Origin of the sequence: Coleofasciculus sp. C1-SOL-03, from assembly GCF_040220555.1 — a bacterium.
Taxonomy (GTDB): domain Bacteria; phylum Cyanobacteriota; class Cyanobacteriia; order Cyanobacteriales; family Coleofasciculaceae; genus Coleofasciculus.
Genome location: NZ_JAVJUO010000060.1, coordinates 40925 through 59319 on the forward strand (window position 1 = coordinate 40925; position 18395 = coordinate 59319).

14 protein-coding genes and 1 pseudogene are annotated in these 18395 nt (G+C 46.7%); 7 read left to right on the plus strand and 8 right to left on the minus strand.

Going from position 1 to position 18395, the window contains the following annotated elements; translation table 11 throughout:
- Positions 1–128: 128 nt before the first annotated feature.
- The 3 genes from RIE73_RS09085 to RIE73_RS09095 form a co-directional block, all read right to left on the minus strand.
- A complete protein-coding gene (locus RIE73_RS09085; RefSeq protein WP_446400887.1) occupies positions 129–830 on the minus strand; it encodes a response regulator transcription factor in 702 nt (233 codons plus the stop codon).
- 207 nt (positions 831–1037) lie between these two features.
- Complete coding sequence (locus RIE73_RS09090; protein ID WP_446400888.1) at positions 1038–1223, minus strand: PCP reductase family protein; 186 nt, start codon at positions 1221–1223, stop codon at positions 1038–1040.
- A 279-nt stretch (positions 1224–1502) separates the two neighbouring features.
- Positions 1503–2894: an RNA-guided endonuclease InsQ/TnpB family protein gene (locus RIE73_RS09095; protein WP_446400889.1), complete on the minus strand. Its 1392-nt coding sequence runs from the start codon at positions 2892–2894 to the stop codon at positions 1503–1505.
- A gap of 54 nt (positions 2895–2948) precedes the next feature.
- Between RIE73_RS09095 and tnpA the strand changes: the two are divergent.
- Positions 2949–3360 (plus strand): annotated as a pseudogene (gene tnpA / locus RIE73_RS09100) (IS200/IS605 family transposase).
- 77 nt (positions 3361–3437) lie between these two features.
- On the opposite strand, the gene RIE73_RS09105 reads toward tnpA, so the two are convergent.
- Complete coding sequence (locus tag RIE73_RS09105) at positions 3438–4343, minus strand: alpha/beta fold hydrolase (RefSeq protein ID WP_446400890.1); 906 nt, start codon at positions 4341–4343, stop codon at positions 3438–3440.
- Between the two features lie 284 nt (positions 4344–4627).
- Here RIE73_RS09105 and infC point away from each other — a divergent pair, with 284 nt between their 5' ends.
- From infC to RIE73_RS09120, 3 genes are all read left to right on the plus strand, one after another.
- Positions 4628–5155, plus strand: coding sequence for a translation initiation factor IF-3 (gene infC / locus RIE73_RS09110; RefSeq protein ID WP_446400891.1), 528 nt, complete (start codon positions 4628–4630; stop codon positions 5153–5155).
- A gap of 180 nt (positions 5156–5335) precedes the next feature.
- Positions 5336–8350, plus strand: a complete 3015-nt coding sequence (locus RIE73_RS09115) for a HEAT repeat domain-containing protein (protein WP_446400892.1) — start codon at positions 5336–5338, stop codon at positions 8348–8350.
- A gap of 289 nt (positions 8351–8639) precedes the next feature.
- The gene (locus tag RIE73_RS09120; protein ID WP_446387175.1) at positions 8640–9122 is read left to right on the plus strand and encodes a Crp/Fnr family transcriptional regulator; all 483 of its coding nucleotides are present in this window, start codon (positions 8640–8642) and stop codon (positions 9120–9122) included.
- Between the two features lie 200 nt (positions 9123–9322).
- On the opposite strand, the gene RIE73_RS09125 is transcribed toward RIE73_RS09120, so the two are convergent.
- Entirely contained in the window at positions 9323–10324 is a 1002-nt protein-coding gene (locus RIE73_RS09125; protein WP_446400937.1) for a BON domain-containing protein, read from the minus strand.
- A 328-nt stretch (positions 10325–10652) separates the two neighbouring features.
- Between RIE73_RS09125 and RIE73_RS09130 the strand changes: the two genes are divergently transcribed.
- Positions 10653–11198 carry a hypothetical protein gene (locus RIE73_RS09130; protein ID WP_446400893.1) on the plus strand — a complete coding sequence of 182 codons (546 nt, stop codon included), beginning with the start codon at positions 10653–10655 and terminating at the stop codon, positions 11196–11198.
- A gap of 125 nt (positions 11199–11323) precedes the next feature.
- Here RIE73_RS09130 and RIE73_RS09135 read toward each other — a convergent pair whose 3' ends face one another.
- Both RIE73_RS09135 and RIE73_RS09140 read right to left on the minus strand, forming a co-directional pair.
- Entirely contained in the window at positions 11324–11506 is a 183-nt protein-coding gene (locus RIE73_RS09135; protein ID WP_446400894.1) for a hypothetical protein, read from the minus strand.
- A gap of 433 nt (positions 11507–11939) precedes the next feature.
- Positions 11940–12746: a pantothenate kinase gene (locus RIE73_RS09140; RefSeq protein ID WP_446400895.1), complete on the minus strand. Its 807-nt coding sequence runs from the start codon at positions 12744–12746 to the stop codon at positions 11940–11942.
- 336 nt (positions 12747–13082) lie between these two features.
- Here RIE73_RS09140 and glgX point away from each other — a divergent pair, with 336 nt between their 5' ends.
- Positions 13083–15206 carry a glycogen debranching protein GlgX gene (gene glgX, locus RIE73_RS09145; RefSeq protein ID WP_446400896.1) on the plus strand — a complete coding sequence of 708 codons (2124 nt, stop codon included), beginning with the start codon at positions 13083–13085 and terminating at the stop codon, positions 15204–15206.
- 38 nt (positions 15207–15244) lie between these two features.
- On the opposite strand, the gene RIE73_RS09150 is transcribed toward glgX, so the two are convergent.
- Positions 15245–16108, minus strand: coding sequence for a GUN4 domain-containing protein (locus RIE73_RS09150; protein ID WP_446400897.1), 864 nt, complete (start codon positions 16106–16108; stop codon positions 15245–15247).
- Between the two features lie 228 nt (positions 16109–16336).
- Between RIE73_RS09150 and RIE73_RS09155 the strand changes: the two genes are divergently transcribed.
- Complete coding sequence (locus tag RIE73_RS09155) at positions 16337–18325, plus strand: CHAT domain-containing protein (protein WP_446400898.1); 1989 nt, start codon at positions 16337–16339, stop codon at positions 18323–18325.
- Positions 18326–18395: the final 70 nt, after the last annotated feature.

Sequence of the window (18395 nt, forward strand, 5' to 3'; positions counted from 1 at the left end):
ATTGTGCCTTAGATCAGTTGGCAATGTGGTCATCTGATTGACAGAAATGAACGACTTCGCCCATACTGCGTGATGATTTCCATCATGAATCAGCCGACGAGATTTTATATCACAACAAAGCGATTTAGTCAATCCACTAAATGATTTTCTAGGGCAAAACGCACAATTTCGGCACGGTTGCTGGTTTCTGTTTTTCTCAGGAGACTGCTGACGTATTTTTCAATTGTCCGAGGACTCAGGTGTAGCTTGTTCCCAATTTCGCTATTGGATAACCCTGTGGTCAGTAACTCTAAAACCTGTTGTTCCCGCTGAGTTAGACGCAGTACGTTGGATGGGGAAGTGGGGGAGGCGATCGCCTGGGGAGTTGATTCGGACTTGGACGTCGCCTCCGTCGTCTCCGGCGATGGGGTTGATGGTCCTGTCTCCGTGGAAGAGAATCGCAATTCGGCTTGCATCATCTGAGAACGTTCGAGCAGATTCCGAATCACAGCACTCAATTCCTTCATTTCAAAGGGTTTAGGCAAATATAGGTCACATCCTAACTGATAGCCCTTAATCCGCTCCTCAGTACTACTGCGCTCCGTTAAGAAAACCACGGGTAACAAGCGGAAAGCTGGTCGTTTCCGAACTTGTTGCACAAGTTCATAGCCATTCATTTTCGGCATATTGATATCGGTCACAATCAGGTGAGGATGATACTTATCAATCAAAGACAGAGCCTCTTGACCATCTTCTGCCGTTATAACTGAATAGCCTGACATTTCCAGGTAATCGCTCACAGAAAGACGAGTACCTAGATTGTCATCTACAACCAGGATTATCAATGGCATGGGATTAACTGTAATACAAGCCTATATAATAGTTGAGACATCTAGGAACTTTCTAGAGCATCGGTGCAATAACCACCGTTAGCGGACTCGAACAAGTAATAAGTCTGCCCTAACCTTTCTGGCGACAGTTATAACGTGTCGCGTAAACAAGTCATGAACTTGTGGGAATAGTAGGTTCTCCTTGCGCCCACCCGTACAAGTTACGTCCTATTGACCAAACTCAACCCTAGCTTGCTCGACAAGTTCTACAGTAACGATATCCAAATCAGCCTCACGAGCTAAATGCTCAATCCGTTGTCGAGCTTGGGTACGTACAAAATAAGGTATTTTTTTGAGTTTCGCTTTAGCTTCGGGTGTCCATTGTAAGGTATCTGTAAAATCAGCGCTGTTCATAAGCTAAAAGGAAGCAGGAAGACTTTTCACATTCCGCTTTAATCTTAACCCAGAGGGGCAGGGGACGGGGAGCTGGGGAAGCTGGGGGAGCAGAGGGAGCTGGGGGAGCTGGGGAAGAGGATTACCGATGAACCATGAACAATCAACAAATGACGTAGCTTGCTTCTCGCGAAGCGAGTATGACAAATGACAAATGACAAATGACAAATGACAAATGACTATCAGAGCCATTAACTTTTATTGTGCCTATCTACTTAAGTGACGTACCCAGCGCTGCCCTTACGGGACAGCGTGGGCTTCTGATGCCTTGAATAAGGCGGTCAGAACTTCCTTCAAGGTACTATTAGTAGTGGAACAGACCACTACTGGATTCCCCTTACGGCGTTTTATGGTGGGGAACACGTCCAGCCCCACACGTTTAAGGTTGATAGCGGCATTAATGTCTCTATCAACCCAGATTTTCAACTCTTCATCCCAATACTCGCGGATTGAGCAGTCGGTAAAGACAAACTCATCCCTGTAGCTCAGTAGTTGGGATGTATATGCCGGATTCTTTTCAATTACTACCGCCCCAGCTTTTTCAGCTATGTAACCGAGAATTGAAAAGAATTGTCCAAAAGCAGCGTCAAGCCAGGATTTATTGAGTCCCGACTTGGCGCTTTGCCCATTGGGGAGATATTTCCCCTCCTCGTCCTGCTTGGCTTTGTTGCGCTTGGTTAACCCAGCAAGATTAAGGTCTTCGTGAAAGAATACTTTCTTCCCACTACTCACCAGCTTGTGAGCCGTTTTGTAGTGGAAATCTTGGCGAGTGCGAGCAATTTGCTGATGAAGTCTGCCTTCTCTTTTAGCTAGCTTTCGACGACGGCGAGAGCCTTTGTTTAAGGCATTCTTCTTGGTTTGAAGTAACCCGAGCTTGTCCAGACTTTTTCTTAACGGTTTGAGAGAAGGAACAGTAGACCCTTCTGATGTTGCCAGGTAAACATCTTTGTTGAGGACAGCATCAATCCCCATTGAGTTATCCCAGGTAGGAACAATCTCTTCAGGTTTAAATTCGGGGACAAAGGGGTCGTCAAGTACAAAGTTGACGTACCATCCATCCGATTTCTTCGTGATGCTGACCTGCTTGAGGTTGAATCCGGCTGGTAGAGGGCGATGAGTTCTTACCTTAACAAGCCCAATCTTGGGAAGTTTGAGGTAAAGCCACTTGCCATTAACGGTACAGAACTTTAACCACTCATTTTTCGCTCCATCGAACACCATTGTTCGGTAGCGAGCTTCATTCTTAATCCTGGGCTTACCTGAACGTTTCCCGTTTTTGTCTCCTTGAATGTATCTTTCAAATGCCTTCTCTACTCGCTTGCAAACATCTTGCAGAACAGTAGAGTAGACGCTGTTGAAGTCCAACAACTCTCCCGACCACTTAACCAACACCAAGTCTTGCTTGATGTCTGGCAGTTGAAGCTTTTGGTTGTAGTAGTTGGGACGCTCTTTTAATTCGGGTAAGTGACAGATTAAAGGACAAGAGTTAATCGAACAACGATTTCTTTCCCACCAATCTATTCGCTCACCCAACATTCTGTTGTACCAATAACGACATATCCGCAAACCCGTCGTCAGGTTGGCAGCCTGAGCGGTTTGCGGATACATGCGGTACTGATACGTCGTCTTCATTAGGGTATTTATTTTGATATACACTGATTCTAGCAGATCAAAATAAAACTGTTTATGGATGACGATTACATTTCTAGTGGCAGAGCTATCTCTGACATGAAAGCTCACCGGGTTCTGACAACCAAGTACAGGCTTACATGTTATGACAGGAGCAATGATTTCCAGACTTCATGAGATATTTGGGGATTTATGCCAGAAATGGAATTGCAAAATGATTGAGTTCAATGGAGAGGCTGACCACATCCATTTACTGTTTCAATACTATCTACAGATGTCTTTGCCCAAATTCGTAAACAGCCTTAAATCTGTTTCTAGTCGCAGAATTCGTCAAGAATTTCCAGATGAGGTAAATGCTGTTTACTGGAAAGACTTGTTTTGGAATAAATCTTATTTCATTGCTTCTTGTGGCGGTGTTACTATTTCTACTTTAAGAAAATATGTCGAACAACAGGATACACCTGATTGACGGACTCCGTACCTCCGTCCGTCCGCCTATCCATCCCGACGCTGACCCTACGGAACGCGGGGCTTCCGGCGAAGAAGCTAAATCTCAGCTAACCAATCGAGTAGAATCTGATTAAACTGTTCTGGGCATTCATCATGAGGACAATGACCCGCATTATCCAACTCAATCAACTTGATATTCGGGTTGAGAGCAGCAAACTGCTGGGCTAACTGGGAAGGAATCATCCGGTCTTGACGCCCCCAAATTAACAGTATAGGACTATCCAAAGTCGGCAAAACTGATTTGACCGGAGGACCAAATTTAGATGAAGTCATCGCTTTAAACAGCGCACTGAAGGTAGCCGCCGCCCCGCGATCGCGAGCAGGCTTGGTGAGAATGTCCACTAATTCGGCATCGATAGCCTTGGGGTTAGCATAGGCGAGTCCTGCCCATTTCTGGACAATGGATGGGCGTCGCAGCAGATAAAAAAGACTTTGCAGAACCACAGGAGATGCGACTAAACCCTCAACCGTTGATACCACAGGTTGCAGCCAAGCCGGAAGTGTCTCCTCTCGCAAGGAAAAATCCGGCAAATTAATCAAAGCCAGTCCCTTCACCATTTCCGGGTGAGTAGCGGCTGCACTTAGAGCCACCAGTGAACCAATTGAGTTCCCGACTAACACGATGGGGTGTTGGATCAAGGTTCGCCAGAATTCATAAACTTGATTGACCCACAAATCAATCGTATACCTTGTACCAGCTTTACGCGAACTACCAAACCCCAACAGATCCAGCGCATAAACAGGGTAGTTCTGACCCAGTACAGGTAAGTTGTGACGCCAATGTCCGATAGAAGTGCCAAATCCGTGCAGCAGCAGCACCGGAGACGCCAAGGTTGCATGAGACTGCGGTGGACGAATATAGGTGTAACGAGTCTGCCAACCTTGCCAAACCCAGTCTCGTTGATTGCCGACTCGTTGCTGCCACGATATCGATGGGTTCACACCATGCCTCAACTTCAAAAACGTTTACAAAACCTCACCTCCTATTGTAGTGGTTTCTCGATGTTATTCTCCAGGGCAGATCTCCCTTAACCTAAAGAAAAATCAGGACGAACAAACGCTGCAAATAGTCCGTCTTTGTGAGAGGATTTCTCTGCCATCCCCTAGCAATTTGGAAGTTACGTTAAAAAGATGGACAGAAACCGGATCAGAGTCAGTAGAATGGCAAGTAAAATCCGCTTACTTTTTATCAAACCCTTAACAACTAGAAATTCAAGTAGACACCCGTGAGTGATAGAAGACGCCAACGCGATCTACCCCAAATCAACGAAAGAATCCGCTATCCTAAGATTCGTGCCATTGATACCGATGGCACACAGCTAGGAATCATTCCTCCTCAAGAGGCGTTACGCATCGCTGAGGAAAAAGAGTTGGATCTGGTTTTGGTTAGCGATAAGGCAGATCCGCCAGTCTGCCGCATCATGGACTACGGCAAATACAAATTTGAACAGGAGAAGAAAGCCCGTGAAGCCCGGAAAAAGCAACACACGGCGGACGTTAAAGAAGTCAAGATGCGCTATAAGATTGATGATCATGACTACAAAGTGCGCGTCAACGCGGCTGGGCGCTTTCTGAAATCAGGAGATAAAGTTAAAGCCACGATTACCTTTCGGGGGCGAGAAATTCAGCACGCCAACTTAGCCGAAGACTTGCTCAAGCGCATGGCAATGGATTTAAAGGACGTTGCCGAAGTGCAGCAAGCCCCTAAACGCGAAGGTCGTAATATGATGATGCTACTCTCTCCCAAAAAATAAGAATGGGGTTCATTGGTCATTAGTAGCAATTCACAGCCTCAAATGTTCAACCGTTGCAGCGAAACACGCTTATTTGTGTCAACGGTTGAATTGTCAAATCGTTCCCTCGTGAAGAGATTGATTTGACCGTTATTCCTCCCCGCCTTGCTTCGCTGAAGGCAGGGTATAACACGAGTGAAGATGAAACTGCAAACTCGTACTCGTATTCAAAATGAATGGGTACGGCGAATCCTAGAATGGGTCAATCTTCGTCCAGAAGAAGGTGAACGAACCTTCTTGATGTTCACCTTCTACACCGCTACCTCCGTTGGGCTGCTTTGGTTTGAGTATAGTGCGACAGCGCTATTCTTGGACGAGTACGGTGCGAAGTGGTTACCCGTTATTTATATCGCCAGCTCCCTGATGGTGTCTGGACTAGGTGTCTTATACTCCTGGCTACAAGAACGGGTACCGATGAGGGGTGTCTTGGTCACAGTCGCTTTCCTAACGGGCGTACCCTTGTTGATCTTACGGTTGACCCTAGGCTTGAGCTATTTAAACGGTTTAATCGCCTTGGGTACTGTTTTTCTGTTGCGATTGTGGATGGATGCGGTCGAAGTTCTCAATGATCTCAACTCTCAAGTTGCGGCGAATCAATTATTCAATATCCGGGAAATTAAGCGCACCTATCCGATTGTCTCATCGGGACTGTTAGTGGCTGATGTTATTTCCGGCTTTTCCCTACCCCTATTGTTGTTCGTTGTCGGCACGATTGAAAACGTTCTCGTGGTGGCGGCGTTAATGATGATAGTTGGCGCCAGCACCTTATTTTATTTAACCCAACGCTACCAGCAAGCTTTTCCTAACTTACCCACGCGCGACTGGGAAGAGGATGACCAGGAATTCGTGGTTCGCCGCACCACCGGACATCTACAACGCTATATTGTGCCGTTATTTGCCTTTTTTATTCTCGGCGAAGCCCTGTATTTGTTGGTCGAGTTCCAGTATCTAGGTCAATTAGAGGCAAATTTAGAAGCCTCAGATATTGCCGGGTTCTTGGGTTTGTTCGGTGGGATTGTCGGGATATTTGAACTCACCTCTCAGTGGTTCCTGTCTAGTCGCGCCGTGGAACGTTTGGGCGTCTTTGTCGCCGCAATGATGCTACCCGCATCCTTAGCGATTATGGGCTTAATCACATTGAGTGGTGTACTGGATGTGGTGATTAAGCTCTTGGGTTCAGTCATCACCATCCCCAGAGTTCTGACGGGACTCTTTATCGGTCTAATTTTCCTGCGATTTATTGACGAACTGCTGCGCTATACCTTAATTGCTGGAATTGAACCGTTCTTGTTTCAACCGATACCCGAAGGAATTCGTAATACCGTGCAAACCCGGGTACAGGGAATTGCTGAACCCATAACCACGGGGGTTACGGGCATTACGATGCTTGCCGGGATCTGGCTGTTGCATCACCTATTTCCGGGACAGCCGGAAGCCCAAATTCAGCAATGGCAAAGTGGTATGTTTATTCTTGCCATTGTGTTTTTCTCCCTGATTTGGTTGCTGAGTGCTTGGTCGATGCGCTCGAGTTACGTTACCTTGCTCGTTGATAGCGCTGAACAAGGACGCTTAGGGTTTTCGGATGTAGATTTAAAGGCGTTCAAGCGCACGGTGATTGAAACCCTGGAACAACCGGGTACGGAAGCCGATAAACGCTCTTGCATTCAACTGTTATCCCAGATTGATCCCACGAATGTGGGTGAGGTACTGGCTCCCCTTTTGCCTCGCCTGTCGATTGCGCTCCAGTGTCAGAGTCTAGAGACAATGTTGGAGTATCCTAACTCCGCCTATTGTCGGGATGTGCAAGTCTTGATTGAGCAGAAACCGCCGCCAGAAGTGTTGGCGCTGGCGCTGCGCTATGTTTGGCTGACTCAACCGGAATTGGATATTAACACGATTAAACCCTATCTCCATGGCACTGTTGATCCCATGGTGCGCTCCACCGCTGCCGCGATTATTTTGCGTCGGGGAACCCCGCAAGAGAAGGCAGAAGCAACGGATATCCTGCGGCGCATGGTGAACTCAAAACGGGAACGAGAACGGGTGATGGGGACACGGGCTTTAGGAGAGGCAGAGTATTTGCAAGCCTTGAGAGTTTATATTCCCCATCTGTTAAAAGATGAGTCATTGCGTGTCCGTTGCGCTTTATTAGAGGTGATTGCAGCAACCCATTTAGAGGAGTTTTACCCGTCGCTAGTCCGGGGACTCTATTACAAATCGACTCGTGAAGCGGCTCGCATGGCGTTGGTACGTCTGGGGGATGAAGCGATTCCGTTGCTGCTGGAGTTGGCAGACGATATCCATAAACCGGATTTAGTTCGGGTACAAGCATGGACGGCGTTGGCGGAAATTGGCACACCTGATGCCTTGAATCATCTGGTGCAACAATTAATGACGAGTTGGGGGATCAGCCGTCGTAATATTCTCCGCAGCTTACTGAAAATTCCCAATGAGCAAGGAATCGATGCCGTATTAGATCGGTTGGGACGCAGTGGGATTGAGACGTTAATTGAGCAAGAACTACTGTTTTTGGGTCAGGTGTACGCCGCCTTGGTGGATTTGAAGCCAGAACTGATCAGTGGACAGGAGGCAGATTTGCTGCGGCGGGCGTTAAATGATCAGCAAAAGGATTTGCTAGAGAATTGTTTTTTGCTGATGAAGTTTCTTTATCCCGTTGGTGCAATTCAGGCGGCATCCTTTAATCTGGAATCGGAGTCCCGTTCCAATATGGCGATGGGATTAGAAATCCTAGACAATACCATAGATATTCCCCAAAAGCAAGCCTTTTTAGCCCTGTTTGATCGCCGTTCCTTTGGCGAAAAGCTGGCGTGTTTAGAGGAATTGGTGTCTTATCAACCGATGACTCCCAGCGATCGCCTGCGACGATTGATTGAGTTTCGTCATTTTCTCTCGGATTGGACGCTGGCTTGTTGTTTCCATTTAGCGCGGGCGGCTCATGTGAGTTTGACGCCGGAAGCAACATTAGTCTGTCTGCGTCATCCCACGGGGTTTGTCCGAGAAGCGGTTTTAACCTATTTGAAAGCCGCATCGCCCCGTTCTTGTATTGAGTTACTCCCGATGCTCAAACATGATTCCGATCGGTTAGTGGCGGCGGTGGCGCAGCAGATGAGTAGCGAATTTGGTCTGGTGAGTTAAGTTGAACGGTATTGACTTCAGGCTGGTGGGCAATGCCCACCCTACGATTTTGCCTCTTTGGTACTTGTGGCGGAAACTCTAGTTTTTAGGGAACTCACGGGCAGGGAACTCTTAACAGGAAAATCCTTATCCAGCAAGCCTTTGACCCAATTCAATAACTTTTCCTGATCACCATAACTCCTGGAGAACCCCCTTAATTGCTTTATTATCAGTCAAAGTGGGATAAAGTAAACTAGACCTTTCTTCGGCTATACTTAGCACCAATCTCCAGCAGCTACCCGCTAACCCCATGTTAACCAGCGTTGAGCGTTTACTTTTTGTCAGGGGCGTCCCCATTTTTCAGGAATTGCGGGACGATTTTCTGGTGCGCGTTGCTTCGGTTATGGATGAGCTATCATTTCCCAGTGACCATACGATTGTCACCCAAGGAGAAGAAGGGCGATCGCTGTATATTGTGGTATCCGGTTCCGTGCGGGTTCACATCGGCGATCGCGACTTGGCATATCTGAGGCAAGGTGCTTGTTTTGGCGAGATGTCACTGTTTGATGCTGAACCGCGTTCGGCTTCGGTGACAACCCTGGAAACCTGCGAATGTCTGATGCTGACTCAATTGCAATTGTATGACGCCATTGATGAGACGCCAGGAATTGCGATTAATATTATCCGCTTACTCTCCCGCCGCATTCGAGAACTAAATAATAAGTTGAATGCTTACGAGGTGAAACATCCGGCGTCCGATTTTACCAAAACCAGCAGTAATTTTACGGGGTAGTTGAGGGTTAGACAGTGATTTGGACGCATAGGGTAAGTCCTTCTGCCTTCTGCCTTCTCTCCACGATTGAGGGCAATTTTTCCGGATGCAGTCAGGCATATAGAGAAGGAGGGAAAGGTAGATGCACCCTGATGACTCCCCTCAACGCTTATTTCTCCTTCGCGTTGAGGGTTTTTTCTGAATTTTCGCCAATCTGCCGATTAGGACTGAATATCATAATCGACATCAAGCTGATTAATCACACTCATTGCGCCGCCTTCGTAGGCTTCTTCCGTGGCTTGATTGCGTTCATTCCAGGTATCCACATTACCCGTTAACGTGGCAACTCCATTATCCACCGCCACCGTCACCTCTTCGCGGTCAACGAAAGCAGACCAATACAACTCATCTCCAATATCTTCAGCGATTTCGGCATCAGTTTTGGAGGCGATCGCATAATCATAGTCATAGACTGTCGGGTCCCAATCGTAGAAATAGACCTCATAAGCCAGTTGCTCATAGTCAACAGTGAGATTATTATCCACCGCCAGCGCCCCTCTAGCCCGAATCGCAGCATCACCGGCTTGCCACTTCTCAAAGTAGGAATCCACCACACCCGTGAGAGTAACCATGCTATCACTCACCGCCACATCAACTTCACTCGCTTCTACATAGGGATCACGCTCAAGGGCATTCTTAACATTGGTGGTCAGCTCACTCTGGCTTACCTCGTCAACAGGTTGTACATTAATCTGGTTTTCTACGTTCCAGACACCCACCGTATTACTCGCATCTTGTGCCGCCGCTTTCTTAGCTTTTAGGTTATCAACGTTACCCGTAAGCATCACCTCGCCATTATCTACAGCCACATTCACATTAAAGCTAGCCACACGCGGGTCGTACAGTAGCGCATCCTTCACCGCATCCTCAATTTCGGCATCGGTTACATCCGCATACATCTGCTTGCGGATCATTTGATCACGCGCCCACCACTCAACCGTTAACGGATCATTCACCACGGAACTCACACCTGTGACATAAGCGTCGGCGGTGGCGAGGGATTTTTCATAGAGACTACCGACTGAACCACCGAGAGTGACAATACCATCATTAACACTCACCTCAATCAGTCCATCATCCACTCGTGCATCCCATTGCAGTGCATCCTCAACTTCTTCGCGAATTTCATTATCCGGACGGACGACATCTGGATTTACCGAGATATTATTTTCGGCTTGCCTTCCGTATACCTCATGGTCAAGGCTATCTCATCTAGAACTAACTCACCTCTGTCGTAAGTAAAATTTGTCAATCGGAAACAGGCAAATGCAACCCTTCAACTGATTTAACCCCAGCGAATAATGCTTGGCAGCAGGCGAAATCCCCCTTTAATAAGAGAATAATTGGCTGAATTTTCTAACTATCAAGGGATGTAGAAAACCCCTGAACAGAGCGAACATAGAATTAGATGAGTCGTTTAATAAAGGTCTATACGTTATGTCCTATCAAAATTCACAAACTTCAAAAAACTCCCTGACACGAGGGATATCTATGCTAGCGGCTGGTTCTGCTTTACTTTTCGGTACACCGTTACTTGTACCTGAGGTAGCACAGGCTCAAAACCAGATGGTAGTCGCTCAGACGGCTGCTATTCCAGCAACGAGCGCTCAAAGCCAGACGCTACATTTGAATAATGACAAAACTTATTCGTACAATCTGGAAGTTGCCCGTGGCACCACTGTCGATGGGATGTACATTCCTGCTGGTGCAACAATTCTGGGTCGCTATGAACCAGCAAGTGGGGGATTGCGCTATGTGGCGACAGGCGTGAGAATGAACGGTCGCACCTACAACCTTGATGCTACTTCAGAGGTGATTGAAGACCAAAAAGACCCACGGGATACCTCCGCCGGATCAATTGCAGAAGATGCGGGTATCGGTGCTGCTGGTGGGGCAATATTAGGTGAAGTTTTTGGTGATGCAGACATTGAAGAAATCATTGGCGGTGCTGTCGCTGGTGGTGTTGCGGGTAATGTTACGGCTGACCGTGTGGTTGTGGTGGAACCGGATGAAACGATTGTCCTCTACGGCAGCTAGAGTGTCGGTTCAGTAAAATAACTTGACAGAACGTGCAAAAACTGCATAATTTAAAGGCAAGCATTTGGGTCACTCCTCAAAGGCTTGCCAATTAATCTAGCTAATGCGATCGCGCTCCCCAATGCTCAACTCCAGTATGTATCGTCTGAATCTGCCTCTTGGTCAGTCGAAGCGGTTTGATTTCGTATCTCGGTGTCTTGGTCATCATCTGAACTCTGTCGGATTTGACGACATCTAAACAGGAGTTCTTCTAGATTTTCTTCCATATCTTTTAGATCAAGTAGCTGGAGTTGGTTAGAAAAGGACATTTTTTTATTCTCTTAACTGTGTACCGTCATCTATTTCCAGTATTCCAGACCTACGAGTAAATTCCGTGTAGGACTTGTGAGTTTTTAATGAAGTTTTTGCTAAAAAAGGATAAAGTTAATAATTTTTAATCAAATTTAATCCGGTTGTTTTTTGAGCTATAAAAATAAAATTCAAATCATATATCGTCAATAGATATATAGCAATCGCCATAGCGGTGAGGACGCATCCTATCATGTCCGGTGGAATACTTACACTATCGGTTGAGACCAGGCTCCAGGGCAGAAGGTTCCAGGACTCCAAGGGAAGGAGGAAGGTTGCAAGCTACAAGGGAATAATGACTGTGTGGACGGACATGATATCATTTGGTAGAGACGTTGCATGCAACGTCTCTACTTTATCGGATTCGGTATCCGAGTAAAAAACTATCAGTATTCAACCAGACAGAATATCAGTTATCGCTAGGGATTTAATTCCCTCGAAAATTAAGTACTGATCGACAACCAAATGAGGATGAAGTTGAGAATAATGAACGTTTATATAGTCTAGCAATAAGCCAGCGTCTCCGCCAGTTAAGACAATCAGGCTGCTAGGGAAACGCTGTAACCAATCGCCAATAAACTCTCGAATTCCTGCTAGTAAAGTATAAATAACGCCACTTTCAATCGCGGTTAAGGTATCCACAGCCCAACGGTTAGGTAATTGGCGTTTAAGTGAGATAGAGGGTAAAGCGGCTGTATTTTGGGCTAATGAATCGAGTTGTAATTTGAGTCCCGGTAAAATAGCACCGCCGACGAGATGGCGATGATGATCAACACCCGTAAAGGTTAGCGCTGTCCCCCCATCAATCACTAGCACTGGATAATGATAGGTTTCCCCCGCCCCGAAAACAGCAAGGGCGCGATCAATACCCAAGGTGGGATAGATGCCTAACAGGGGTACATCCGCTAGCGTAATCACCTGGGCAACCGGATAGGTTTGCCACAATAGAGTTTGCTCAGGAATGACTGAAGCGATATAAAGGGGTAGGTACTGATTGAAGGAATACCCCGAAACGAACAGTTCACCGAAGATAGTGGTCGGTAAAAGACCAGATGTCCACTGCTGGATGATTGATTGCACCGCTGCGGCTGGGAAATGCTGGGTATCCCAAGCCTCTTGGAGCGTATCTCCGATAAACCAAGCCCAGTGCAGCCGAGAGTTACCAATCATCAATGCGACATAGTGGTCTGGGAGATTCATGGTCAGTTAAAATTGCTTAGACGTTGAGGATTAAAGATGGGATAGGTTAAATGTATACCATTGGCTGTCATAAAAGTTTCATGCATTACCGATGACTCCCGATTCCCTTCTAAAAGCAGCAGTTGATCTCCTAAATCCCCGAAACCATTGATTGGCTGCTCTACCCATTACCAATCAACTGCAATTGCTGGGGGAGGGAATAATCTGCCAACTTTTAGGTTGATCCTGATCAAGCGCAAATGCGATAAGTAATTAGATCCATCTTACGGCTTAGGAACAAAGTTGCCTTGAGCTTGAGTATTGGATAATGATGGATATGGATAAGGAGGTTTATGCATGTACGTACCTGTTTGGCCCGGTAAAAGTTATCCTTTAGGAGCAACCTGGGATGGTAAAGGCACAAACTTTGCCTTGTTCAGTGAAAACGCAACGGCTGTTGAGCTTTGTTTATTTGATGAAGACGATGAAGAAACGCGCTTGGAGTTGACGGAAGTCAGCAACTTCGTCTGGCATGGGTATTTACCAGGTATCAGTCCGGGACAACGGTACGGTTTCCGAGTCCATGGTCCGTTTGAACCGGAGGAGGGTCATCGGTTCAATCCCAATAAACTGCTGATTGACCCTTATGCTAAGGCATTAGATGGCGAGATTGGCTACGGGGAGGAAATCTTTGGCTATCCGTGGGATGATCCAGAAAAGGACTTGGTCTTGTCTGAAAGCGATGATGCTCATCTGGTGCCTAAAGCCGTGGTTGTCGATGAGTCCTTTGACTGGGAAGAGGACGAACTGCTGCAACGACAGGCGCACGAAACGATTATTTATGAAACCCATGTCAGGGGGTTTACGAAGCTACACCCCGATATCCCGGAACCGCTACGGGGGACTTATGCGGGACTAGCACATCCTGCCGCGATCGCTTATCTTCAGACGTTGGGGATTACGGCAGTAGAATTGCTCCCCGTGCATCACTTCTTGTCCCAACCCGGACATTTGGTGGATAAGGGGTTAAAGAATTATTGGGGGTATGATTCTATCGCCTATCTCGCGCCCCATGCGAACTACAGCGCCAGTGGTACCCAAGGGCAACAGGTGCGTGAGTTTAAGGAAATGGTTAAGGCGCTGCATAAAGCGGGGATTGAGGTGATTTTGGATGTCGTCTACAATCATACGGGCGAAGGCAATCATCTGGGTCCGACGCTTTCCCTGCGCGGCATTGACAATGTAGCCTACTACCGCACCATGGAAGATGACCCTCGCTACTACATGGATTTTACCGGCTGTGGGAATTCCCTGAACGTGCGTCATCCCCAAGTCCTAAAGCTGATTATGGATAGCCTGCGGTATTGGGTGCTACAGATGCATGTGGATGGCTTCCGCTTTGACTTAGCCTCGGCATTGGCGCGAGAACTCTATGAGGTGGATAGTCTGGCGGCATTCTTTGATATTATTCACCAAGACCCAGTTCTCTCCAATGTGAAGCTGATTGCTGAACCCTGGGATGTGGGTATGGGCGGCTATCAAGTCGGTAAATTTCCGCTACTGTGGTCTGAGTGGAATGGCAAATATCGGGATACCGTGCGCGACTTTTGGCGGGGGGAAGATAGCAGTTTAGCGGAATTTGCCTATCGATTCACGGGAAGTTCTGACTTGTATGAGTCCAATGGACGGCGACCGAGTGCTAGCATTAACTTCATTACCGCCCATGATGGATTTACCCTGAATGACCTGGTAAGCTACAACGAAAAGCATAACCAGGCAAATGGGGAAGAAAACCGGGATGGGGAAAGCCATAACCGTTCCTGGAATTGTGGGGCGGAAGGAGAAACCGATGATCCGGAGATTCTCCAGTTAAGGAATAGACAGCGACGTAACTTTCTGGTCGCGTTGATGCTATCCCAAGGCGTCCCCATGCTACTAGGTGGCGATGAAATTGGGCGATCGCAAGGGGGGAATAATAATGCTTATTGTCAGGATAGTGAAATCTCTTGGTTTGATTGGGATTTACCGGAGGAAAATGCGGCACTTTTAGACTTTACCCGTCAACTGATCTATTTCCGCCGCCAGCATCCCACGTTCCGGCGACGCAAGTGGTTCCTGGGTCGGGCAATTCATGGAACTACGGTCAAGGATATTGGTTGGTTTAACCCCGATGGTGGCGACATGACCGAGGATCAATGGATGGCGGGGTATACGAAGGCGATCGGTATTTTCTTAAACGGTGAAGAAATTGCCACGCGGGGAGATCAGGGTGAACGAGTCATGGATGAGAGTTTCTTCATCTGCTTCAATGCTCACTATGAGATGCTGGAATTTACGCTTCCTCCAGGATTGCAAGCCAGAGAATGGGTGGTGGTGATTGACACCGACAAGCCTCGCTTTGTTGAGGAGGAGATCATCTATACCCAGGATAAGCCGATTCCAGTTACCGTGCGATCGGTGATGGTGTTGCGACGACGATAAGGTTAGTAGAGACGCGCCATGGCGCGTCTCTACCCGTGCTAAATGCGCCAGAAAAGCGTGACTAAAATTGCCCAACCTGCGAAAAGTGGCGTTTGATTTGGGTTAGACCCCCCCATGTCTAGCCAACCGCCACAGGGGAGATGTCCCGGAGGTGCATCCAGACTGAAGGTGAGTTCTGCTGGAGTTCGCCATTCGTCTTTTTTAGGAACATACCAGCCGACGCGATCGCTAAATTTTTTATAGGTATTATAGTTATAGTCTCTGGGTTTACCGCCGACTTGGGTATAAATGTCCCGTTGCACCCGAAAGCCGAACTGTCCTGCACTGTAATGATACCAAAGTTGGTCAATTTGATTTAGGTCAGTTGACGGGAATTTTTTGATATCATTGTCATTGAGCCACCCTCGTTTTTCTTGTCCGGCAATTTGGCGCATGATTTGGGCAGTTTCTGTGTTGGCGGCTTGCCATTGTCCAGAGGCGAGGAGATAGGCGAGTTGACGATAGGGAAGGGGTAATTGATATCGAACCAGGCGAATTCCTGACTCCCTTAACCCATCATCGGGAATCGGATAGTGGTTGAATTCCGTTGGCGTGGGTAGGCGATAGTGGCTAATGGTTCCATTGGCGAGAGTCTCACGATTGTGCCAATTCAGCCATGCACAAAATCGATTTTTCTGGGTGAGAGTTAGTCCCTGAATCGGTGTTTGAGCCTCTTTGGGGGTAAATTTGTGGGTTGACTCTTGGCTGGGTTGATCAGGTTCAACTGCCTTTTCTAGGGCGTTGATAAACAGGTGGTATTCTGCATACGTCACATAGCTGGTATCAATTTCCAGAGTGTGATCAATTCGCAGGAAAGGGAGAGATGAGGGTAGGGGGTGAGAGTTTAATGACACTGATGACACTGATAGGTTAGTTCTCGCATTTAGAGAGAATGATCAAGTTATTTGTCAAAACACTGATTTCACAGATTTAATTGGAGAGATGAGGGTAGGGGAGTCAGAGTTTAGTCACACTGATGACACTGATAGGTTAGTTCTCGCCTTTAGAGAGAATGATAAAGTCATTGGTTTTATATCTTACAAAAAGCTCTAGACTACTATAACCGAGCGTTAGATTTTTATAATAAAGCTTTGTCTATTAATCCCAGCTATCGTGATGATATCATCTTTAAATCTGCTATTCTCTCGTCTATTGGTGAAGTATATCGTACATTAAAAAATTACAAAAAATCTCTGAATTATCATAACCAAGCTCTAGCTTTATCCCAAACAGAAGGGGAACGGATAGTTGAAGCCTTTGTCTTGAACAATTTGAGTGCAGTTTATTCGGATTTAGGGGAACATGAAAAGGCACTGGACTACTATAACAAAGCATTGCCTATCTTTCAGCAAGGCGGCTATCCAAATTGGGAAGGCGATATCCTTTACAAAATAGCTTATACACAACTCAACCAAGATAATCTTATTCAAGCCCTAACTAGCATTGAAGCCTCAATCCAAATTATCGAAAATCTCCGCACCAAAGTTGCTAGCCCTGAACTGCGTCAAACCTACTTCGCTACCGTACAAGACTATTACCAACTCTACATCGACCTATTAATGCAACTGCATCAACAAAACCCCAATAAAGGATACGATGCTCAAGCCTTCCACGCCAGTGAACGTTCTCGCGCCAGAAGTCTTATCGAACTCCTCACCGAAGCCAACGCCGATATCCGCCAAGGCGTTAACCCCCAACTCTTAGAACAAGAAAGGAACTTACAAGCCCAACTCAACACCATTGAACAACGTCGGGTTGAACTCTTCCAAACGGGGAACTATAGCCAAGACGAAATCAACCAACTGCAACAAACCCAACAGAAACTGCTATCTGAGTATCAAGACTTACAAGAGAAAATTCGCCGCCAAAGTCCCAAATACGCAGAACTTCAATATCCTCAACCTCTCACCTTAACCCAAGTCCAACAACAACTGTTGGATAAAGACACAGTTTTATTACAATACGCCCTAGGAGAAGAACGTAGTTATCTGTGGGCAATTACCCAAGATAGCATTACCAGTTATCAACTACCTCCCCGAAGTGAAATCGAAACAGCCGCTCAATCCTTCTTCCGATTCACGACCGATTCTAGTGCTACCTTTGATGAAATCCTGCCTACTTCTACTCAACTAACACAACTCATTCTCCCCAACTTAGATAAAATCTCACAAAAACGCCTATTAATCGTACCCGATGGTCAACTCCATTACTTACCCTTTTCAGCCCTATCTATAAATTCTGCCGACTATCAACCCTTACTCACCAAGCATCAAGTCATCCATCTTCCGTCTGCTTCCACGGTTGCGATTAACCGTAACCAACTCACTCAACGTGCTACTGCACCCAATACCCTGGCGATTATTGCTGACCCCGTTTTCTCTCCCGATGATAAACGCTTCAACGGTGAAACAAACCCTCCACCTAACGAAAATCGAGGTACACAAGACATCGCCCAACGTAGTTTAGAACGCTCAACTGCTACCGCCGAGATAGAAAAATTATCACGTCTATTTTATACCCGCACCGAAGCTGACACCATCCTCCAACTTCTCCCCGACAAATCCAGTCTAGGAATTTTTGATTTTGAAGCTAATTTAAACCAAGTCAAAGCCCCCGATTTAAGTAACTATCAGATTATCCATTTTGCCACCCATGGCATCCTCAATCGTGAGTACCCCGAATTATCAGGATTAGTCGTATCCTTAGTAGACTCCCAAGGCAACCCACAAAACGGATTCTTACGCCTAAATGACATTTTCAACCTCAATCTCCCCGCCGAATTAGTTGTATTAAGCGCTTGTCAAACAGGCAGTGGGAAAAATGTTAAAGGAGAAGGAATCGTCGGCTTGACAAGAGGATTCATGTATGCAGGCGCACCAAGAATAATCGCTTCATTATGGAACGTTAATGATGAATCAACCGCCGAACTCATGAGCCAATTTTATCAAAAATATCTGCAAGAAAATCTGCCTCCAGCCGAAGCCTTGCGACAGGCACAATTAGCCATGTGGCAAAGCAATGTTGATTGGCGAAAACCCTATTATTGGGCAGCCTTTACCCTTCAGGGAGAATGGCGTTAAACACAAATATGCCATCATTATGTAGGGGCGCACCGACGTGCGCCCTTTGCTAACGTGCGCCTTTTGCCCA

Coding starts and splice junctions, on each gene's coding strand:
- RIE73_RS09090 (WP_446400888.1), bottom strand. CDS start 1,223: ATGAACAGCGCTGATTTTACAGATACCTTACAATGGACACCCGAAGCT.
- RIE73_RS09115 (WP_446400892.1), top strand. CDS start 5,336: ATGAAACTGCAAACTCGTACTCGTATTCAAAATGAATGGGTACGGCGA.
- RIE73_RS09085 (WP_446400887.1), bottom strand. CDS start 830: ATGCCATTGATAATCCTGGTTGTAGATGACAATCTAGGTACTCGTCTT.
- glgX (WP_446400896.1), top strand. CDS start 13,083: ATGTACGTACCTGTTTGGCCCGGTAAAAGTTATCCTTTAGGAGCAACC.
- RIE73_RS09095 (WP_446400889.1), bottom strand. CDS start 2,894: ATGAAGACGACGTATCAGTACCGCATGTATCCGCAAACCGCTCAGGCT.
- RIE73_RS09130 (WP_446400893.1), top strand. CDS start 10,653: ATGCTAGCGGCTGGTTCTGCTTTACTTTTCGGTACACCGTTACTTGTA.
- RIE73_RS09120 (WP_446387175.1), top strand. CDS start 8,640: ATGTTAACCAGCGTTGAGCGTTTACTTTTTGTCAGGGGCGTCCCCATT.
- RIE73_RS09140 (WP_446400895.1), bottom strand. CDS start 12,746: ATGAATCTCCCAGACCACTATGTCGCATTGATGATTGGTAACTCTCGG.
- RIE73_RS09135 (WP_446400894.1), bottom strand. CDS start 11,506: ATGTCCTTTTCTAACCAACTCCAGCTACTTGATCTAAAAGATATGGAA.